The following is a 15,333-nucleotide window of genomic DNA, read 5'->3' on the forward strand; positions in this document are numbered from 1 at the left end:
ACTGCGCGCGCAACCACGAACAAGCCGCACTCGCGACGGACCGGAGCACGGCACACCGCTTAGAAGGGGGCACATTGCACACCGCACGCTTCACACTCGACCCTGCGTTCACTGTCGGCAAGGTCAGCCCGCGCCTCTTCGGCTCCTTCGTCGAGCACCTCGGCCGCTGCGTCTACACCGGCATCCACGAACCGGACCACCCGGCGGCGGACGAGGCCGGCCTGCGCACGGACGTCCTCGACCTGATCCGGGAACTGGGCGTGACGACGATCCGCTACCCCGGCGGCAACTTCGTCTCGGGCTACAAGTGGGAGGACTCGGTCGGCCCGGTCGAGGACCGCCCCCGCCGCCTGGACCTGGCCTGGCGCACGACGGAGTCGAACCGTTTCGGCCTCTCCGAGTACATCGCGTTCGTCAAGAAGCTCGGCCCGCAGGCGGAGCCGATGATGGCGGTGAACCTGGGCACGCGCGGCGTGGCCGAGGCGATAGAACTCCAGGAGTACGCGAACCACCCCCACGGGACCGCCCTTTCGGACCTGCGGGTCGCCCACGGCGACAAGGACCCCTTCGGCATCAAGCTCTGGTGCCTGGGCAACGAGATGGACGGGCCCTGGCAGACCGGCCACAAGACGGCCGAGGAGTACGGGCGGCTCGCGGCGGAGACGGCGCGGGCGATGCGCCAGATCGACAACACGGTGGAACTGGTCGCGTGCGGCAGCTCCAGCCAGGCGATGGAGACCTTCGCGGAGTGGGAGGCCAAGGTCCTCGCCGAGACCTACGACCTCGTCGACCACATCTCCCTCCACGCCTACTACGAGGAGCACGACGGCGACCGGGACTCCTTCCTCGCCTCCGCGGTGGACATGGAGTCGTTCATCGAGAACGTCGTGGCGACCTGCGACCACGTGGGGGCCCGCCTCAAGTCCCCGAAGAAGATCAACCTCTCCTTCGACGAGTGGAACGTCTGGTACATGTCCCGCACCGAGGCCCAGGTCTCGGCCCTGGACTGGCCGCAGGCGCCACGCCTTCTGGAGGACGTCTACTCCGTCACCGACGCGGTCGTCCTCGGCTCCCTCCTCATCGCCCTGCTCCGCCACGCGGACCGCGTCACGGTGGCCTGCCTCGCCCAACTCGTCAACGTCATCGCCCCGATCATGACCGAGCCCGGCGGCCCGGCCTGGCGCCAGACGACGTTCCACCCGTTCGCCCAGGCGTCGAAGTACGGCCGCGGCGAGGTCCTGGACGTACGGGTGTCGGGCCCGACGTACGAGACCCGGCGCCACGGCACGGCGCCCCTGCTGCACGCGACGGCGGTCCGAGCGGCGGACGGCACGGTGACGGTGTTCGCGGTGAACCGCGGCCAGACGCGGCCGCTGCCGCTCGAAGTCGCCCTGCGAGGCTTGCGCCTGAGCGAGATCGCCGAGCACTCGGTCCTCTCCGACACGGACCCGGACGCCCGCAACACGCTGACCGACCCCGACCGGGTGAAGCCGCATGAGGGGACGGGGGCGACGATCGCCGACGGCACCTTGCGGGCGACCCTGGAACCGCTGTCCTGGAACGTGATCCGGCTGGCGTGAGTTCCCGGCCTGCGCTCGGCCTGCCGGGACGCGATGGGCGCAGTGCGTGGGGGCCTCGCCCGCAACCGCTGAAGCGGCTGAACCTCACACGCCGAACGAGTGCACCGTCGTCGACCGGTACGTCTCCCCGGGCCGCAGCACCGTCGAGGGGAACGCCGGATGGTTCGGGGAGTCCGGGAAGTGCTGGGTCTCCAGGCAGAGGCCGTCGCCCTGGCGGTAGGTGCGGCCGGACGGGCCGACGAGCGTGCCGTCGAGGAAGTTGCCCGAGTAGAACTGCACCCCGGGCTGGTCCGTGGCGATCTTCAGCGTGCGGCCCGAGCCCGGGTCGCGCAGGGTCGCGAAGTGCACCGGGCGGGAGGTGAGGCCCTTGTCGAGGACCCAGTTGTGGTCGAAGCCCTTCGCCGTGATGAGCTGGGGGTGACCGGCGCGGATGTCGTCGCCGATCGGCTTCGGGCGGCGGAAGTCGAACGGCGTGCCCCCGACCTTCGCCAGCTCACCGGTCGGGATCAGCCCGGCGTCCGTGGGCGTGTAGCGGGAGGCGGCGAGGGTCAGCTCGTGGTCGTAGACGCCGCCGCTGCCCTCGCCCGCCAGGTTGTAGTAGGTGTGGTTGGTGAGGTTGACGACGGTCGCCTTGTCCGTCGTCGCCTTGTAGTCGATGCGCCAGTCGCCGCGCGCGGTGAGCGTGTACGTGACCGTCACCTTGAGCGTGCCGGGGTAGCCCATCTCGCCGTCGATCGACGTGTAGTGCAGGTGGAGGCCGGTGTCGGAACCGGCCGTGAACGGCTCGACGTCCCAGACCCGTGTGTTGAAGCCCTTCGCGCCGCCGTGCAGCGAGTTGGCGCCGTCGTTCACGGAGAGCTGGTACGTCGTGCCGTCCAGGGTGAAGCGGCCGTTCGCGATGCGGTTCCCGTACCGGCCGATGGTCGCGCCGAAGAACGTCGTCCCGGTGACGTAGCCCTCGATGTGGTCGTAGCCGAGGGAGACGTTCACGTACCGGCCGCGCCGGTCCGGGAGCTCCAGGGACTGCACGATGCCGCCGTAGGAGAGGACCTTCAGGCGGGTCCCGCCGTTCGACAGGGACCAGCGGTAGATCTTCGTCCCGTCGGCGAGCTTGCCGAACAGTTCCTTTCTGGCCCCCCGCCCCGCCGAGGCACGGGCGGTGACCGGGGTCGTGGCGGCGATGCCCGCGGCGGCGGTCGCCGCGAGCACCGTACGTCTGGTCGTGTCCATCTGACGCTCCTAATGCGGGGAGTGGTGCCTGATGACGTGCGACGTGCGACGTGCGAGGTACGGGTGGGGAGCGGGCGCCGTCAGGAACCGGCGCGGCGCTTGTTCCACACGTCGAAGCCGACCGCGGCGAGCAGGGCGAGACCCTTGATCACCGACTGCCAGTCGGAGCCGACGCCGAGCAGGTTCATGCCGTTGTTCAGCACACCGAGGACGAGACCGCCGATGATGGCGCCGAGGACGGTGCCGACACCGCCGCTCATGGAGGCGCCGCCGATGAAGGACGCGGCGATGGCCTCCAACTCGAAGTTGAGTCCGGCCTTCGGCGAGGCCGCGTTCAGCCGGGCGGCCACGACCAGACCGGCCAGGGCCGCGAGGACGCCCATGTTCAGGAAGACGTAGAAGGAGACCTTCTTGTCCTTGACGCCGGAGAGCTTGGCGGCGGGCAGGTTGCCGCCGATGGCGTAGATGTGGCGGCCGAAGATCGAGTTGCGCATCAGGTAGCCGTAGCCGACGACGAGGACGCCGAGGATGAGCAGGACGATCGGGGCGCCCTTGTAGCTGGCGAGGAGCATCGTCACCACGGCGATGGCGGCGACGATCGCGATGAGCTTCAGGATGAACAGGTTGAACGGCGGCAGGTCGAGGGCGAACTCCTGCTGGCGGCGCCGGTCCCGCAGCTCCTGGATGACGACGGCGGCGGCGAGGACGACACCGAGCAGCAGGGTGAGGTTGTGGTAATTCGTGTCCGGGCCGACCTCGGGCAGGAAGCCGTTGCCGAGCTTGCCGAGGCCCTCGGGGAACGGGCCGAGGGTCTGCCCCTTCAGCAGGATCTCCGTCAGGCCGCGCCAGACCAGCATGCCCGCGAGGGTCACGATGAAGGACGGTATGCCGCCGTAGGCGATCAGCCAGCCCTGGATGCATCCGGCCGCGCCGCCCATCGCGAGGCAGATCACCGCCGCGAGGGGCCAGGGCAGGTCGTGGCTGACCATGAGGACGGCGGCCGTCGAGCCGACGAACGCGGTCAGTGATCCCACGGAAAGGTCGATGTGGCCCGCGATGATGACCAGCATCATGCCGATCGCGAGGATCAGGATGTAGCTGTTCTGCAGCACCAGGTTGGAGACGTTGCGCGGCAGGATCAGGTCGCCGTTGGTCCAGACGGCGAAGACGATCACGAGGAGGCCGAGCGCGAGCAACATGCCGTACTGGCGCATGTTGCGGCGCATCCCGTCGAGCACGAGGCGCAGCAGCCCGCCGTCGCCGGCGGCTCCGTCCTTGCCCGGCGGCGCGGGGGCCGGGGACTTGTCCATCACGTCCGTGCTCATCGCGTTACCTCTTCTGTCCCGTTCTTGTCCTTGGTCATCAGGCGCATCAGGGACTCCTGCGTCGCCTCCGCGCGGGTGACCTCACCGGTCAGCCGGCCCGCGCTCATCGTGTAGATGCGGTCGCACATGCCGAGCAGCTCGGGCAGTTCGGAGGAGATGAACACCACCGCCTTGCCCTCGGCCGCGAGCTTGTCGATGACCGTGTAGATCTCGTACTTGGCACCGACGTCGATCCCGCGGGTCGGCTCGTCGAGGATCAGCACCTCGGGCCCCGCGAAGATCCATTTGCTGAGGACGACCTTCTGCTGGTTGCCGCCCGACAGCTTGCCCACCGGTTCGAAGACCGTCGGGGCCTTGATGTTCATCGACTTGCGGTACTCCTCGGCGACCTGCCGCTCCCCGTGTTCGTCGACCACGCCGCGCCGCGCGACCTTGCCGAGCGCCGCGAGGGAGATGTTGCGGTTGATGGTGTCGAGGAGGTTGAGGCCGTAGTGCTTGCGGTCCTCGGTCGCGTAGGCGATGCCGTGCCCGACGGCCTCCGCGACCGACTTCGTCCGGATCTCGGTGCCGTCCTTCAGCACGGTGCCGGCCGCGTACCGGCCGTAGGTCCGCCCGAAGACGTTCATCGCGAGTTCGGTGCGGCCCGCGCCCATCAGGCCCGCGATCCCGACGATCTCCCCGCGCCGTACGTGCAGGGAGACGTCGTCCACGACCTTGCGTTCGCGGTCCAGGGGGTGGTGCACCGTCCAGTTGCGGATCTCCAGGGCGGGCGCCGCGCCCTCCTCGGCGTGGTGCGGGGTGCGCTCGGGGAAGCGGTGCTCCAGGTCGCGGCCGACCATGCCGGAGATGATCCGGTCCTCGGTGGTCTCCGGGGCGTGCACGTCGAGGGTCTCGATGGTGCGGCCGTCCCGCAGGATCGTCACCGAGTCGGCGACGCGGCGGATCTCGTTCAGCTTGTGGGAGATGATGATCGAGGTGATGCCCTGACCCTTCAGCTCCAGGATCAGGTCGAGGAGTTTGCCGGAGTCCTCGTCGTTGAGCGACGCGGTCGGCTCGTCCAGGATCAGCAGCTTCACGTCCTTGGCGAGCGCCTTGGCGATCTCGACGAGCTGCTGCTTGCCGACGCCGATGTCGGAGATCCGGGTGTTGGGGTTCTCCGCGAGGCCCACCCGGCGCAGCTGCCGGGTGGCGTGCATCAAGGTCTCGCGCCAGTCGATGAAGCCGCGGGTGGCGTGTTCGTTGCCGAGGAACATGTTCTCGGCGATCGACAGGTAGGGGACGAGCGCCAGCTCCTGGTGGATGATGACGATGCCGCGCTTCTCGGACGCGTTGATGTCCTTGAACTGGCAGGACTGCCCCTCGAAGAGGATCTCCCCCTCGTAGCTGCCGTGCGGATGGAGGCCGGAGAGAACCTTCATCAGGGTGGATTTGCCGGCGCCGTTCTCCCCGCAGATGGCGTGGACCTCGCCCTGACGTACCGCCAGGTTGACGTCCGAGAGCGCTTTCACACCGGGAAAGGTCTTGACGATCGAGCGCATTTCCAGGACGGGTCCCGCCATGGTCGTGCCCTTCAGCTAGTGGTTCGGTGCTGGTCGTTCCCGCAGGGGTGCTTACTGGCCCAGGTCGGACTTGGAGTAGAAGCCGCTGTCGACGAGCTCCTTCTCGTAGTTCTCCTTGGTGACGAGGACCGGGTTGAGCAGGTACGAGGGGACGACCTTCGCGCCGTTGTCGTAGCTCTTGACGTCGTTCACCTCGGGCTTCTTGTCGTGCAGCACGTCGTCGACCATGGTCGAGGCGACCTTGGCGAGCTTGCGCAGGTCCTTGTAGACGGTCGAGTACTGCTGGCCGTCGATGATCGACTTCACCGAGGCGACCTCGGCGTCCTGTCCGGAGATGGCGGGCAGCGGCTTGGAGCCCGAGCCGTAGCCGTCCGACTTCAGCGCCGAGATGATGCCGATGGAGATGCCGTCGTACGGGGAGAGCACCGCGTCCACGCGGTTGCTGCCCTTGTACGTCGAGGTCAGGATGTCGTCCATGCGCTTCTGGGCGGTGGCGCCGTCCCAGCGCAGCGTGGTGATCTGGTTGAGCTTGGTCTGCCCGGACTTGACGACGAGCTGCTTCTTGTCGATGTAGGGCTGGAGCACCTTCATCGCGCCGTCGAAGAAGTACCGCGTGTTGTTGTCGTCGTTGGAGCCGGCGAACAGCTCGACGTTGAACGGGCCCTTCTCGCCCTTGCTCAGCCCCAGCTTGTCCACCAGGGACGTGGCCTGGAGCCGGCCGACCTTCTCGTTGTCGAACGTCGCGTAGTAGCTGACGTTCTTGGTGTCGAGGATGAGCCGGTCGTAGGAGATGACGGGGATGTCGGCGTCGGCGGCCTGCTGGAGCACCGAGTTCAGCGACTTGTTGTCGATCGCGGCGACGATGAGCGCGGAGACGCCCTGCGTGATCATGTTCTCGATCTGCGAGACCTGCTGGTCCGGGTCGTCCTCGCCGTAGACCAGCTTGGTCTTGTACCCCTTCGACTCCAGGGCCTTCACGACGTTGTTGCCGTCGGCGATCCAGCGCTCCGAGGACTTGGTAGGCATCGCGACGCCGACCGTGGAGCCCTTGACGTCCTTCTTGCCCTCTTCCTTGCCGCCCTCGCTGTCCTGGCCGCAGGCGGTCAGGGTGAGCGCGAGGGAGACGGTCGCGGCTATCGCGGCTGCAGCGGTGCGGCGGTTTCGCATGGTCATCATCCTTGATGTGTGAGTGCCGGGCCCGGTCGGGAGGAGCGAAGTCCCGTGCGGAGTGCGGGGGTTGACCGAGAACCGAAGTGCGTTGGATTGTGCGCGGCTCTGTCGTGTTCTGTGAAGTTGCGTGGCCAGAACGTTATTGGCCCGTGCTGAAGCGCCGCAGTGTCCCCGGCAGCCGCGAGCCCAGCGGCGACATGCCGCCACCGGCTCCGTGCCGCGCGAGCAGGTCGAGCGCGAGACGGCCCCGGCGCACCCGCTCACGGGCGGTGTCGAGGGTGACGTCCCGCAGATGCGTGCCGTACGGATAGATGGCGGGCGCCTTGGCGAGCCCGAACTTCAGGTACAACGGGGCGCCGCGGCGCACCAGTTCGGCGATCTCGTACATCCGGATGTAGCCGCCGAGGTCGTCGGGCGCCTCGACGTACATGTCCATCGGCGCCGCCGAGAGCCGCCGGATCTCGGTGAGGTGCGCGAGGGTCAGGTCGGACGGCACGTTCAGCGAGTCGGCGCCGAGCCCCTCGTAGACGGCGTACGAGGCCGGGTTCACCGGGCCGATGAGCGCGGAGACCTTCAGCGTGGTGTCGGCCGGTATCACGCCCTTCGCGCGCGCCCTGTGCAGCGTCCACAGCACCCCCTCGTCGGCGACGAGCAGGCACTTCACGCCCAGCTCCGTCGCGCGTACGGCGTCCTCGACGCAGCCGGCGACCGCGTCGTGGCCTCGGGCGCGCAGCCCGGCCCCGCGCGAGTCGGTGCGGACCGAGGCGCCGGTGTCCCAGGTGCCGCGCGGCCCGGTGAACAGGCACAGCTCGATGTCGCGCTCGGCGGTCGCCTCGACCATCTCCACGATCTCGGTGTCCCGCAGCATCCAGACGCCGCTGCCCTGGCTGATCCGGTGGATCGGCACGTCGAGCCGCGAGGCCTCCTTCAGTACGACGCCGACGGCCTCCGGGCCCTCGACGGAGGGGATCTCCACGCGCCACGTCCCGCCGTCGGGGAACGTGTGCGGGGAGGCGTCCGCCGGGTCGGGCGCGGGAGCGCTCAGACCGAGGGCGGAGAGGGCGGGTTCGCCGGGGCGGCGGGGTGAGTCGGTCACGCTCGTCCTTTGTCTTGTACGAAGTCGCTGAGGTATGTGTCCGGCGAGGGCGCGGGCTCCAGGACAGGTCCTAGGGCCGCAGCAGCACCTTCCCGACCTTCGGGTCGCCGGACCCGACCCATTCGATGGCCTCGGCGAACCGCTCGAGCTCCACCTCGTGCGTCACGAGCGGCAGGGGATCGAGCAGCCCCGCCCCGAACATCCGCACCGCGTGCGCCCACGCGTCGGGCGCGGCCCCGAAGACGGTCCGCACCTCCAGCTGGCGCACCACCAGGTCGGTCGGGTCGAGGCCGTCGGCGCCCGCCGCCGGGATGCCGGTGAGCACGAGGCGTCCGCCGCGCCGAAGGAGCGAGGCGGCGGTCCGTGCGGCCGAGGCGGAGCCCGCCGTCTCGATCACGACATCGATGTCGGAGGGGAGGGGTCCGCTCCGCAGCCGGAAGTCCGTCGCCCCGAACCGACGCGACAGAGCCTCCCGGTCGTCCCGCGTGCCGACGACGAGCAGCTCGGCCGGGGAGTTCGCGGCGAGGAACTGCACGGCGAACATCCCGAGCGTCCCGGTCCCGACCACCGCGACCCGCTGCCCTGGCCGCGCCTCGGCCTTGAGCGCGGCGGCGGCGATGCACGCGGCCGGTTCCAGGAGGGCGGCGGCGCTCAGATCGGCGTCGCCGGGCAGGACGTGCAGGAGCCGGGCGGGCAGGACGAGCGTGGCGGCCATGGCCCCCGGCTGCGTGAAGCCGGTCTCCTCGTACCCGGCGGTGCACAGCGTCGTCTCACCGGCGTGGCACCGGTCGCACACCTGACAGTTCCGGAAGCCCTCGCCGACGACCTTGCGGCCGACGAGCCCGTCCGGCACCCCGGCGCCGACGGCCTCCACGGTCCCGGACCACTCGTGGCCCGGGGTGAGCGGGTAACGGACATACCCCTCGGGCCGGTTGCCCTGGTAGACCTCGCGGTCGCTGCCGCAGATCCCCACGGCGTGCACCCGCACCCGGGCCTCGCCCGGCCATGGCGGCGCGGGCTCGTGCTCCACGACCCGGTGCGCGCCGGGCCCGTCGACGACGACCGCGGAGCTCACTGGGTGCCCTTTGGCGCGCGCTTCTCCCAGCCCTCGGCCCACAGGTCGAACCGGGCCTGCTGCTGCGGGAACTCGGCGGCGGCGTCCACGTCCAGCTCGACCCCGAGACCGGGCTCGTGCGACAGCTCGAAGTAGCCGTCCACGACCTGCGGCGCGCCCTTGACCACCTTCTTGATCTCGGCGTCCGCGAAGTCGTTGAAGTGCTCCAGGATCTTGAAGTTGGGGGTGGTGAAGCCGACCTGGAGCGAGGCGGCCGTCAGGACGGGACCGCCCACGTTGTGCGGTGCGACCAGCATGTAGTGGGTCTCGGCGGTGGCGGCGAGCTTGCGCGTCTCCCAGATGCCGCCGAGGTGGCCGACGTCGGGCTGGATGATGTCGACGGCCTGGCTCTCGAACAGCTCCCGGAACTCGATCCGGTCGTGGATCCGCTCACCGGTCGCGACCGGCATGTCCACCTTCGCGGCGACCTTCTCCAGCGCCTTGAGGTTCTCCGGCGGCACCGGCTCCTCCAGCCACGCGGGCTTGAACGGCGCGAGATCGCGGGCGAGCCGGACCGCCGTGGCGGGGGAGAAGCGGCCGTGCATCTCCAGCATCAGCTCGGCGTCGGGCCCGATCGCGTCCCGCACGGCCTCGATCAGCGAGACGGCGTACAGCGACTGCTCATGGTCCAGCTCGAAGTGCCCGGTGCCGAACGGGTCGATCTTCAGCGCCTTGTACCCGCGCTCCATCACCGTCTGCGCGGCCTTGTGGTACGCCTCCGGGGTCCGCTCGGTGGTGTACCAGCCGTTGGCGTACGCCTTCACCTTGTCGGTGACCTTGCCCCCGAGCAGCTGCCACACCGGGACGCCGAGCGCCTTGCCCTTGATGTCCCAGCAGGCCATCTCGACGACGGCGATGCCGGACATGACGATCTCGCCCGCGCGCCCGTAGTCGCCGTACTTCATGCGGCGTACGAGGTCCTCGACGGCGAACGGGTCGGACCCCACGATGTGGTTGGCCAGCGCCTCGTTCAAGTAGCCGATGAGCGCGTCGGTGTGGCCCAGCATGCGGGTCTCGCCGACGCCCGTGATGCCCTCGTCGGTGTGCACCTGGACGTAGGTCAGGTTCCGCCAGGGCGTCCCGACCACATGCGTGCTGATTCCCGTGATGCGCAAGGCAATTGCCCCCTGTGCCGATTGGTGCCGTTCGATATTTCGTCACTCGTTCGAAATGCTGGCGTGACAGTAAGGACGGCCGTACAAGGGTGTCAATGGTCTGCGCAGAGGTTGGCCGGGCTTCGTAGAGGTTCGCTCCGCCGTGTTTCGCACAGAAGTTTCACAGCACCGGCTTTCTCCGTTACCGCCCGGGCCCTTAGCCTCCCTACGTCATGGACTACTGCCACCCGTGCCGCAGGCACCTCAACGGAGCCCTCGCCTGCCCGGGGTGCGGCACCCCCGCCGACGCCGTGCGCACCTACGCGGAGGCGCTCGCCGCGCAGGGGGAGGCCGAGGAAGCGGCGGTGGAGGAGAGCGGCGACGGCGAACCCGGCCGCCCGCGCGGCAGACGCCGCCCGCGCACCCGCCGGGCGCACCGCAGACGGCGCAGACGCATCCTGCTGATCACGGCGGGCATCGCGCTCGCGGCGGGCGGGCTCAGCCTCGCGGAACTCGGTATGGAGTCGTCGGGCGGGGGCGACGCGCAGGCGGCGCCGGACACGGCCGACATGCAGGCGGACGGCGCGTCCTCGGCGGACGAGGCCCCGCCCGCGGACGCTCCGGCACCGGCCTCCAGCGCCTCGCCCGGGGCGTCCGGGTCCCCGACGGCCACGGGAACGGCCACGGCGAGCGCCTCGGCGTCCGTGTCCGCGTCGCCGAGCGCGACGGAGAGCGCCGACGCGTCCTCGGCGCGGGCGGACGACGAGAGCGGCACCCCGGACAACCCGCCCTCCGACAGCGCGGGTTCACCCGCGGACTCCCCGTCCGACGCGCCCACGACCAGCGCCGACCCGCAGCCCACCGCCGCGTCCCCGACGCCCGAGCCGACCCCGACGAAGACGTGCGACCGCTTCCTGTGGTGGTGCACCTGACCGGACGCGGCGAGCGGGATCAATCCGCCCCGATCATCGTCCTCAGCATGTCCCGCAGCGCGAGCCGCTGGTCCCGGTCGAGCCGGGCCAGCGGCTCCCGCGCGAAATCGAGCGACTCCCGCAGGCTCCGCGCCACCGCCGCGCCCTCCTGCGTGGGCGCGGCCACCTTCACGCGCCGGTCACCGGGCGAGGGCCGCCGCTCCACCAGCTCCCGCGCCTCCAGGCGGTCCACGATCCCCGTGATGTTCGACGGCTCGCACTTCAGCCGGTGCGCGATCTGCCGCATGGGAAGAGGTTCGAGCGCCAGCAGACTGAGCACCCGTGCCTGTGCCCCGGTCAGCCCGTGCCGCGCGGCCGCGTCCTCGTACTCCTGGTGGTAGCGCGCGACGACGGCGCCGATCAGCTCCACCACCTCAAGGGTGAGCGGATCGGCGGAACGGTGCGGACGGGTGGCGGTCATGGGTCCAGGGTACCCAGTTGCTTGACATCATGAAATATTCAGAAGCATGGTTGTTTCACATACTGAAGTACTAGCGACGTAAGGATCACCGCATGTCCGCCGACACCCCCCAGATCCCCGCCACCGGCCGCGAATGGGTCCTGCTCGACCGTCCCGTCGGCTGGCCCGAGCCGAAGGACTTCGAGCTGCGCGAAGCCCCGGTCTCCGAGCCCGGCCCCGGCCAGGTCCTCGTCAAGAACCTGTACGTCTCCGTCGACCCGTACATGCGCGGCCGCATGAGCGCCGCGAAGTCGTACGTGGCCCCGTACGAGCTGGGCAAGCCCATGCAGGCCGGTGCCGTCGGCGAGGTCATCGCCTCGAACGACGAGGGCATCGCGGTCGGCGACCACGTGCTGCACTTCTTCGGCTGGCGCGAGTACGCGACGTTCGACGCCAAGCAGGCCGTCAAGGTCGACCCGGACGCCGCGCCGCTCTCGACCTACCTCGGCGTGCTCGGCATGACGGGCCTCACCGCGTACGCGGGGCTGCTGCGCACCCTCTCCTTCAAGGAGGGCGACAGCGTCTTCGTCTCCGGCGCCGCGGGCGCGGTCGGCGGCCAGGTCGGCCAGATCGCCAAGCTCAAGGGCGCCTCGCGGGTCATCGGCTCGGCCGGCTCGGACGAGAAGGTCAAGCTGCTCCTCGACGAGTACGGCTTCGACGCCGCGTTCAACTACAAGTCGGGCAACGTGCACGAGCTGCTGAAGGAGGCGGCCCCGGACGGCATCGACACGTACTTCGACAACGTCGGCGGCGACCACCTGGAGGCCGCCATCGCCCGCCTCAACCGCGACGGCCGCATCGCCATCTGCGGCGCGATCTCCGTCTACAACAACACCGAGCCGGCGCCCGGCCCGCGCAACCTCTCCCGCCTCATCCAGACCCGCGGCCGCATCGAGGGCTTCCTCGTCGGCGACCACTACGACCTGCAGCCGCAGTTCGTGCAGGAGGTCGGCGCCTGGGTCCGCTCGGGCGAGCTGAAGTACCGCGAGACGGTCGTCGAGGGCATCGAGAACAACCTGGAGGCGTTCCTCGGGGTCCTGCGCGGCGACAACACCGGAAAGATGGTCGTGAAGCTCTGACCTCCGGCGGCCGGGTGCCCGGTGCGGGGCGCCCGGTGATTTTCGGCATCCGATAGCCTGTTTCCGTTCTGCGGATCTAAAACTCCGCTTGCCGGAAACGAATGAGGGAGTACGAGCCATGGCCATCACGCAGTCCGACGTCGTCTACACCGCCGTAGCCACCGCCGAGAACGGCCGCGACGGCCGCGTCTCCACCGACGACGGCAAGCTCGACGTCGTCGTCAACCCGCCCAAGGAGCAGGGCGGCTCCGGCGCCGGCACCAACCCGGAGCAGCTCTTCGCGGCCGGTTACAGCGCCTGCTTCCAGGGCGCCCTCGCCGTCGTCGCCCGCCAGGAGGGCATCGACATCACCGGCTCGACCGTCACCGCGAAGGTCGGCATCGGCAAGAACGACGACGGCTTCGGCCTCATCGTCGACATCTCGGCGGCCATCCCGAACACGGACGCGGCCACCGCCAAGTCCCTGGTCGAGAAGGCCCACCAGGTCTGCCCCTACTCCAAGGCGACCCGCGGCAACATCACGGTCACGCTCTCGGTCTGACCATCTTCGCGGCCCAGGCCCGTCCCGTAAGGTTTGCGCCATGCGTGATCTCGGGGCGGGCTTCGGCTATCTGATGAAGGGGCAGCGCTGGGTTGCCCGGCACGGCAAGAAGTACGGCTGGAGCCTGCTGCCCGGCCTCATCACCCTCGTCCTGTACGCGGCGGCCCTCGTCTGCCTCGCCGTCTGGGGCCAGGACTTCGTCGGCTGGTCGACGCCGTTCGCCGACGACTGGTCGTCGCCCTGGCGCGGGCTCTTCCGCGGCTTCCTCACGGCCGTCCTCTTCGCCCTGGCCCTGCTCCTCGCCGTCCTGACCTTCACCGCGGTGACGCTCCTGATCGGCCAGCCGTTCTACGACGCCCTCTCCGAACAGGTCGACATCGCCGAGGGCGGCCACGCCCCGGAGTCCGGCCTGCCGCTCTGGCGGGAGCTGTGGATCTCCGCCCGTGACAGCCTGCGCATCCTCGTCCGCGCCGCCCTGTGGGGCATCCTGCTCTTCGCGCTCGGCTTCCTCCCCTTCGTCGGCCAGACGGTGATCCCGGTCCTCGGCTTCTTCGTCACCGGCTTCTTCCTCACGGAGGAACTGACGGGGGTCGCCCTGCAGCGGCGAGGCGTCGACCTCCGGGAACGGCTGGCCCTGCTGCGCTCCCGCAAGGGCCTCGCGTGGGGGTTCGGGGCGCCGCTCGCGGTGGCGTTCCTGGTGCCGGTGGTGGCGGTGTTCCTGATGCCGGGGGCGGTCGCCGGGGCCACGTTGATGGTGCGGGACCTTCGGGGCGAGCTCGCGCAGGCGCCTGATGCCGACGCCGATGCCGATGCGGACTTCGACGCCGGCGGGCCGCTTCCGGCGGCGGGCGGCGGCGGCGCGGCGGGTGGCGGCGGCGCGGCGGGTGGCGGCGGCGCGGCGGACCAGAGCCCGCGGGGGATGACCGCATGAAGACCGCCAACGCCGCCGTCCTCTTCGCCGTCGAACTCGTCGCCCTGGGCGCCGTGGGCGCCTACGGCTTCACCCGCGACGTGGCCGCGCCGCTCGCCTGGCTCTACGGTGTCCTCGGCCTGGCCGTCATGATCACGGCCTGGGCCCTTCTCGGGTCGCCCAAGGCCCGCTACGGGACGCGCGGGGCCGCGCGCGTCGCCTTCGAGACCGTCTGGTTCGGCGCGGGCGTCGCGGCGCTGGCGCTCTCCGGCGCGTACGTCTGGGCGGCCGTCTTCGCGGCGGTGTGCGCGGTGAGCAAGGCGCTGGCGGTGCGCTGGCAGCAGTATCCCGGGGCCGAGGCCAGGGCTGCGGCTCAGTTCTGAGGGCCGGGCCCGGGTGTGGGCCGGGGCTCGGATCCGGGTTCGGGTTCGGGTTCGCCCAGCAGCGCCAGGAAGTCCCGGAACGCCGTCGCCATGTCCACCGCCCCCGGGTCCAGCAGCCACTGGTACTGCAGCCCGTCCATCACGGCGACGAGCAGCGGCGCCGCCCGCTCCGGCGTCAGCCCGTTCGGCAGCCGCTCGCCGTACTCCGCGCGCAGCACCTCCGCCATCGACGCGCGGACGTCGCCGTAGCGCCGGGTGAAGAAGTCACGCGCCGGATGCCCCTCGGTGACGGACTCGCCGAGCAGCGCCGAGAACGTCTGCACGATGCCGGGCCGCATCGCGTTGTACTCGACGAGTGAGCCGAGCAGGTCGAGACGCCACTGGCTGTCCGGCACCGCGTCCCACCGGTCCCGGTCCGCGAGGACGGCGACGAGCAGCGCCTCCTTCGTCGGGAAGTGGTGCAGCAGCCCCTGCTGGGTGAGCCCGACGCGCTCCGCGACGGCGGCGAGGCTCGCGCCCCGGTAGCCGCGCTCGGCGATCACTTCGAGCGCGGCGCGCAGGATCTCGGCCCGTCGCTCCTCGCCGCGGGCGGCTCTGGTGCTGCTCATGCGGTCACCGTACGACATGGTCAGGGCCCTGCTGGGTAGTCTGGATAACGGCAAGGTTACGAAACCTACCGCTCTACAGGTATACGGGTGCAGGATGGACGCGCTCAGGCACAGCCACGTACGCGACGACCGTGGCCGCGACCGCGTTCTCGAAGGCGACCGTGTTCTCGACCGCGATCTCGATGGATCGATGACTCGATGAGGAGGGCCGGC

15 protein-coding genes are annotated in these 15,333 nt (G+C 70.1%); 6 read left to right on the forward strand and 9 right to left on the reverse strand.

The genetic code is table 11. The features are described 5' to 3' along the window. Positions 1-74: 74 nt before the first annotated feature. Positions 75-1,580, forward strand: coding sequence for an arabinosylfuranosidase ArfA (locus C1N81_RS30325; protein WP_394434410.1), 1,506 nt, complete (start codon positions 75-77; stop codon positions 1,578-1,580). An 84-nt stretch (positions 1,581-1,664) separates the two neighbouring features. On the opposite strand, the gene C1N81_RS30330 is transcribed toward C1N81_RS30325, so the two are convergent. From C1N81_RS30330 to C1N81_RS30360, 7 genes are all read right to left on the reverse strand, one after another. Next, positions 1,665-2,810, reverse strand: a complete 1,146-nt coding sequence (locus C1N81_RS30330; protein ID WP_394434411.1) for an aldose epimerase family protein — start codon at positions 2,808-2,810, stop codon at positions 1,665-1,667. 80 nt (positions 2,811-2,890) lie between these two features. Beyond that, on the reverse strand, positions 2,891-4,135 hold the full coding sequence (gene mmsB / locus C1N81_RS30335; protein ID WP_394434414.1) for a multiple monosaccharide ABC transporter permease: 1,245 nt from the start codon (positions 4,133-4,135) through the stop codon (positions 2,891-2,893). After that, complete coding sequence (mmsA, locus tag C1N81_RS30340) at positions 4,132-5,694, reverse strand: multiple monosaccharide ABC transporter ATP-binding protein (RefSeq protein ID WP_394434416.1); 1,563 nt, start codon at positions 5,692-5,694, stop codon at positions 4,132-4,134. Before mmsA ends, mmsB begins: the two co-directional genes overlap by 4 nt. Before the next feature lie 51 nt (positions 5,695-5,745). Then, the gene (gene chvE / locus C1N81_RS30345) at positions 5,746-6,861 is read right to left on the reverse strand and encodes a multiple monosaccharide ABC transporter substrate-binding protein (protein WP_394434417.1); all 1,116 of its coding nucleotides are present in this window, start codon (positions 6,859-6,861) and stop codon (positions 5,746-5,748) included. 142 nt (positions 6,862-7,003) lie between these two features. Then, entirely contained in the window at positions 7,004-7,960 is a 957-nt protein-coding gene (locus tag C1N81_RS30350) for a hypothetical protein (RefSeq protein ID WP_394434419.1), read from the reverse strand. 70 nt (positions 7,961-8,030) lie between these two features. Continuing rightward, complete coding sequence (locus C1N81_RS30355) at positions 8,031-9,035, reverse strand: zinc-dependent alcohol dehydrogenase (protein ID WP_394434421.1); 1,005 nt, start codon at positions 9,033-9,035, stop codon at positions 8,031-8,033. Continuing rightward, on the reverse strand, positions 9,032-10,189 hold the full coding sequence (locus tag C1N81_RS30360) for a mandelate racemase/muconate lactonizing enzyme family protein (RefSeq protein ID WP_394434422.1): 1,158 nt from the start codon (positions 10,187-10,189) through the stop codon (positions 9,032-9,034). The genes C1N81_RS30355 and C1N81_RS30360 overlap by 4 nt, the downstream gene beginning before the upstream one ends. A gap of 212 nt (positions 10,190-10,401) precedes the next feature. On the opposite strand from C1N81_RS30360, the gene C1N81_RS30365 reads away from it, so the two are divergent. Beyond that, complete coding sequence (locus C1N81_RS30365) at positions 10,402-11,100, forward strand: SCO2400 family protein (protein WP_394434423.1); 699 nt, start codon at positions 10,402-10,404, stop codon at positions 11,098-11,100. Positions 11,101-11,119: 19 nt separating this feature from the next. On the opposite strand, the gene C1N81_RS30370 is transcribed toward C1N81_RS30365, so the two are convergent. Continuing rightward, on the reverse strand, positions 11,120-11,560 hold the full coding sequence (locus tag C1N81_RS30370) for a MarR family winged helix-turn-helix transcriptional regulator (RefSeq protein WP_394434425.1): 441 nt from the start codon (positions 11,558-11,560) through the stop codon (positions 11,120-11,122). Positions 11,561-11,652: 92 nt separating this feature from the next. On the opposite strand from C1N81_RS30370, the gene C1N81_RS30375 reads away from it, so the two are divergent. The 4 genes from C1N81_RS30375 to C1N81_RS30390 all read left to right on the forward strand — a co-directional run bounded on the left by C1N81_RS30375 (position 11,653) and on the right by C1N81_RS30390 (position 14,512). Then, positions 11,653-12,678, forward strand: a complete 1,026-nt coding sequence (locus C1N81_RS30375; RefSeq protein ID WP_394434427.1) for an NADP-dependent oxidoreductase — start codon at positions 11,653-11,655, stop codon at positions 12,676-12,678. 118 nt (positions 12,679-12,796) lie between these two features. Further along, positions 12,797-13,219: an organic hydroperoxide resistance protein gene (locus C1N81_RS30380; protein ID WP_394434429.1), complete on the forward strand. Its 423-nt coding sequence runs from the start codon at positions 12,797-12,799 to the stop codon at positions 13,217-13,219. Between the two features lie 40 nt (positions 13,220-13,259). Continuing rightward, positions 13,260-14,150 carry an EI24 domain-containing protein gene (locus tag C1N81_RS30385; RefSeq protein ID WP_394434431.1) on the forward strand — a complete coding sequence of 297 codons (891 nt, stop codon included), beginning with the start codon at positions 13,260-13,262 and terminating at the stop codon, positions 14,148-14,150. Continuing rightward, complete coding sequence (locus C1N81_RS30390) at positions 14,147-14,512, forward strand: YrdB family protein (protein WP_394434433.1); 366 nt, start codon at positions 14,147-14,149, stop codon at positions 14,510-14,512. The genes C1N81_RS30385 and C1N81_RS30390 overlap by 4 nt, the downstream gene beginning before the upstream one ends. Here the strand turns inward: C1N81_RS30390 and C1N81_RS30395 are convergent. Further along, entirely contained in the window at positions 14,503-15,138 is a 636-nt protein-coding gene (locus C1N81_RS30395) for a TetR/AcrR family transcriptional regulator (RefSeq protein WP_394434435.1), read from the reverse strand. The genes C1N81_RS30390 and C1N81_RS30395 overlap by 10 nt on opposite strands. Positions 15,139-15,333: the final 195 nt, after the last annotated feature.

The organism is Streptomyces sp. SGAir0957 (genome assembly GCF_043523415.1).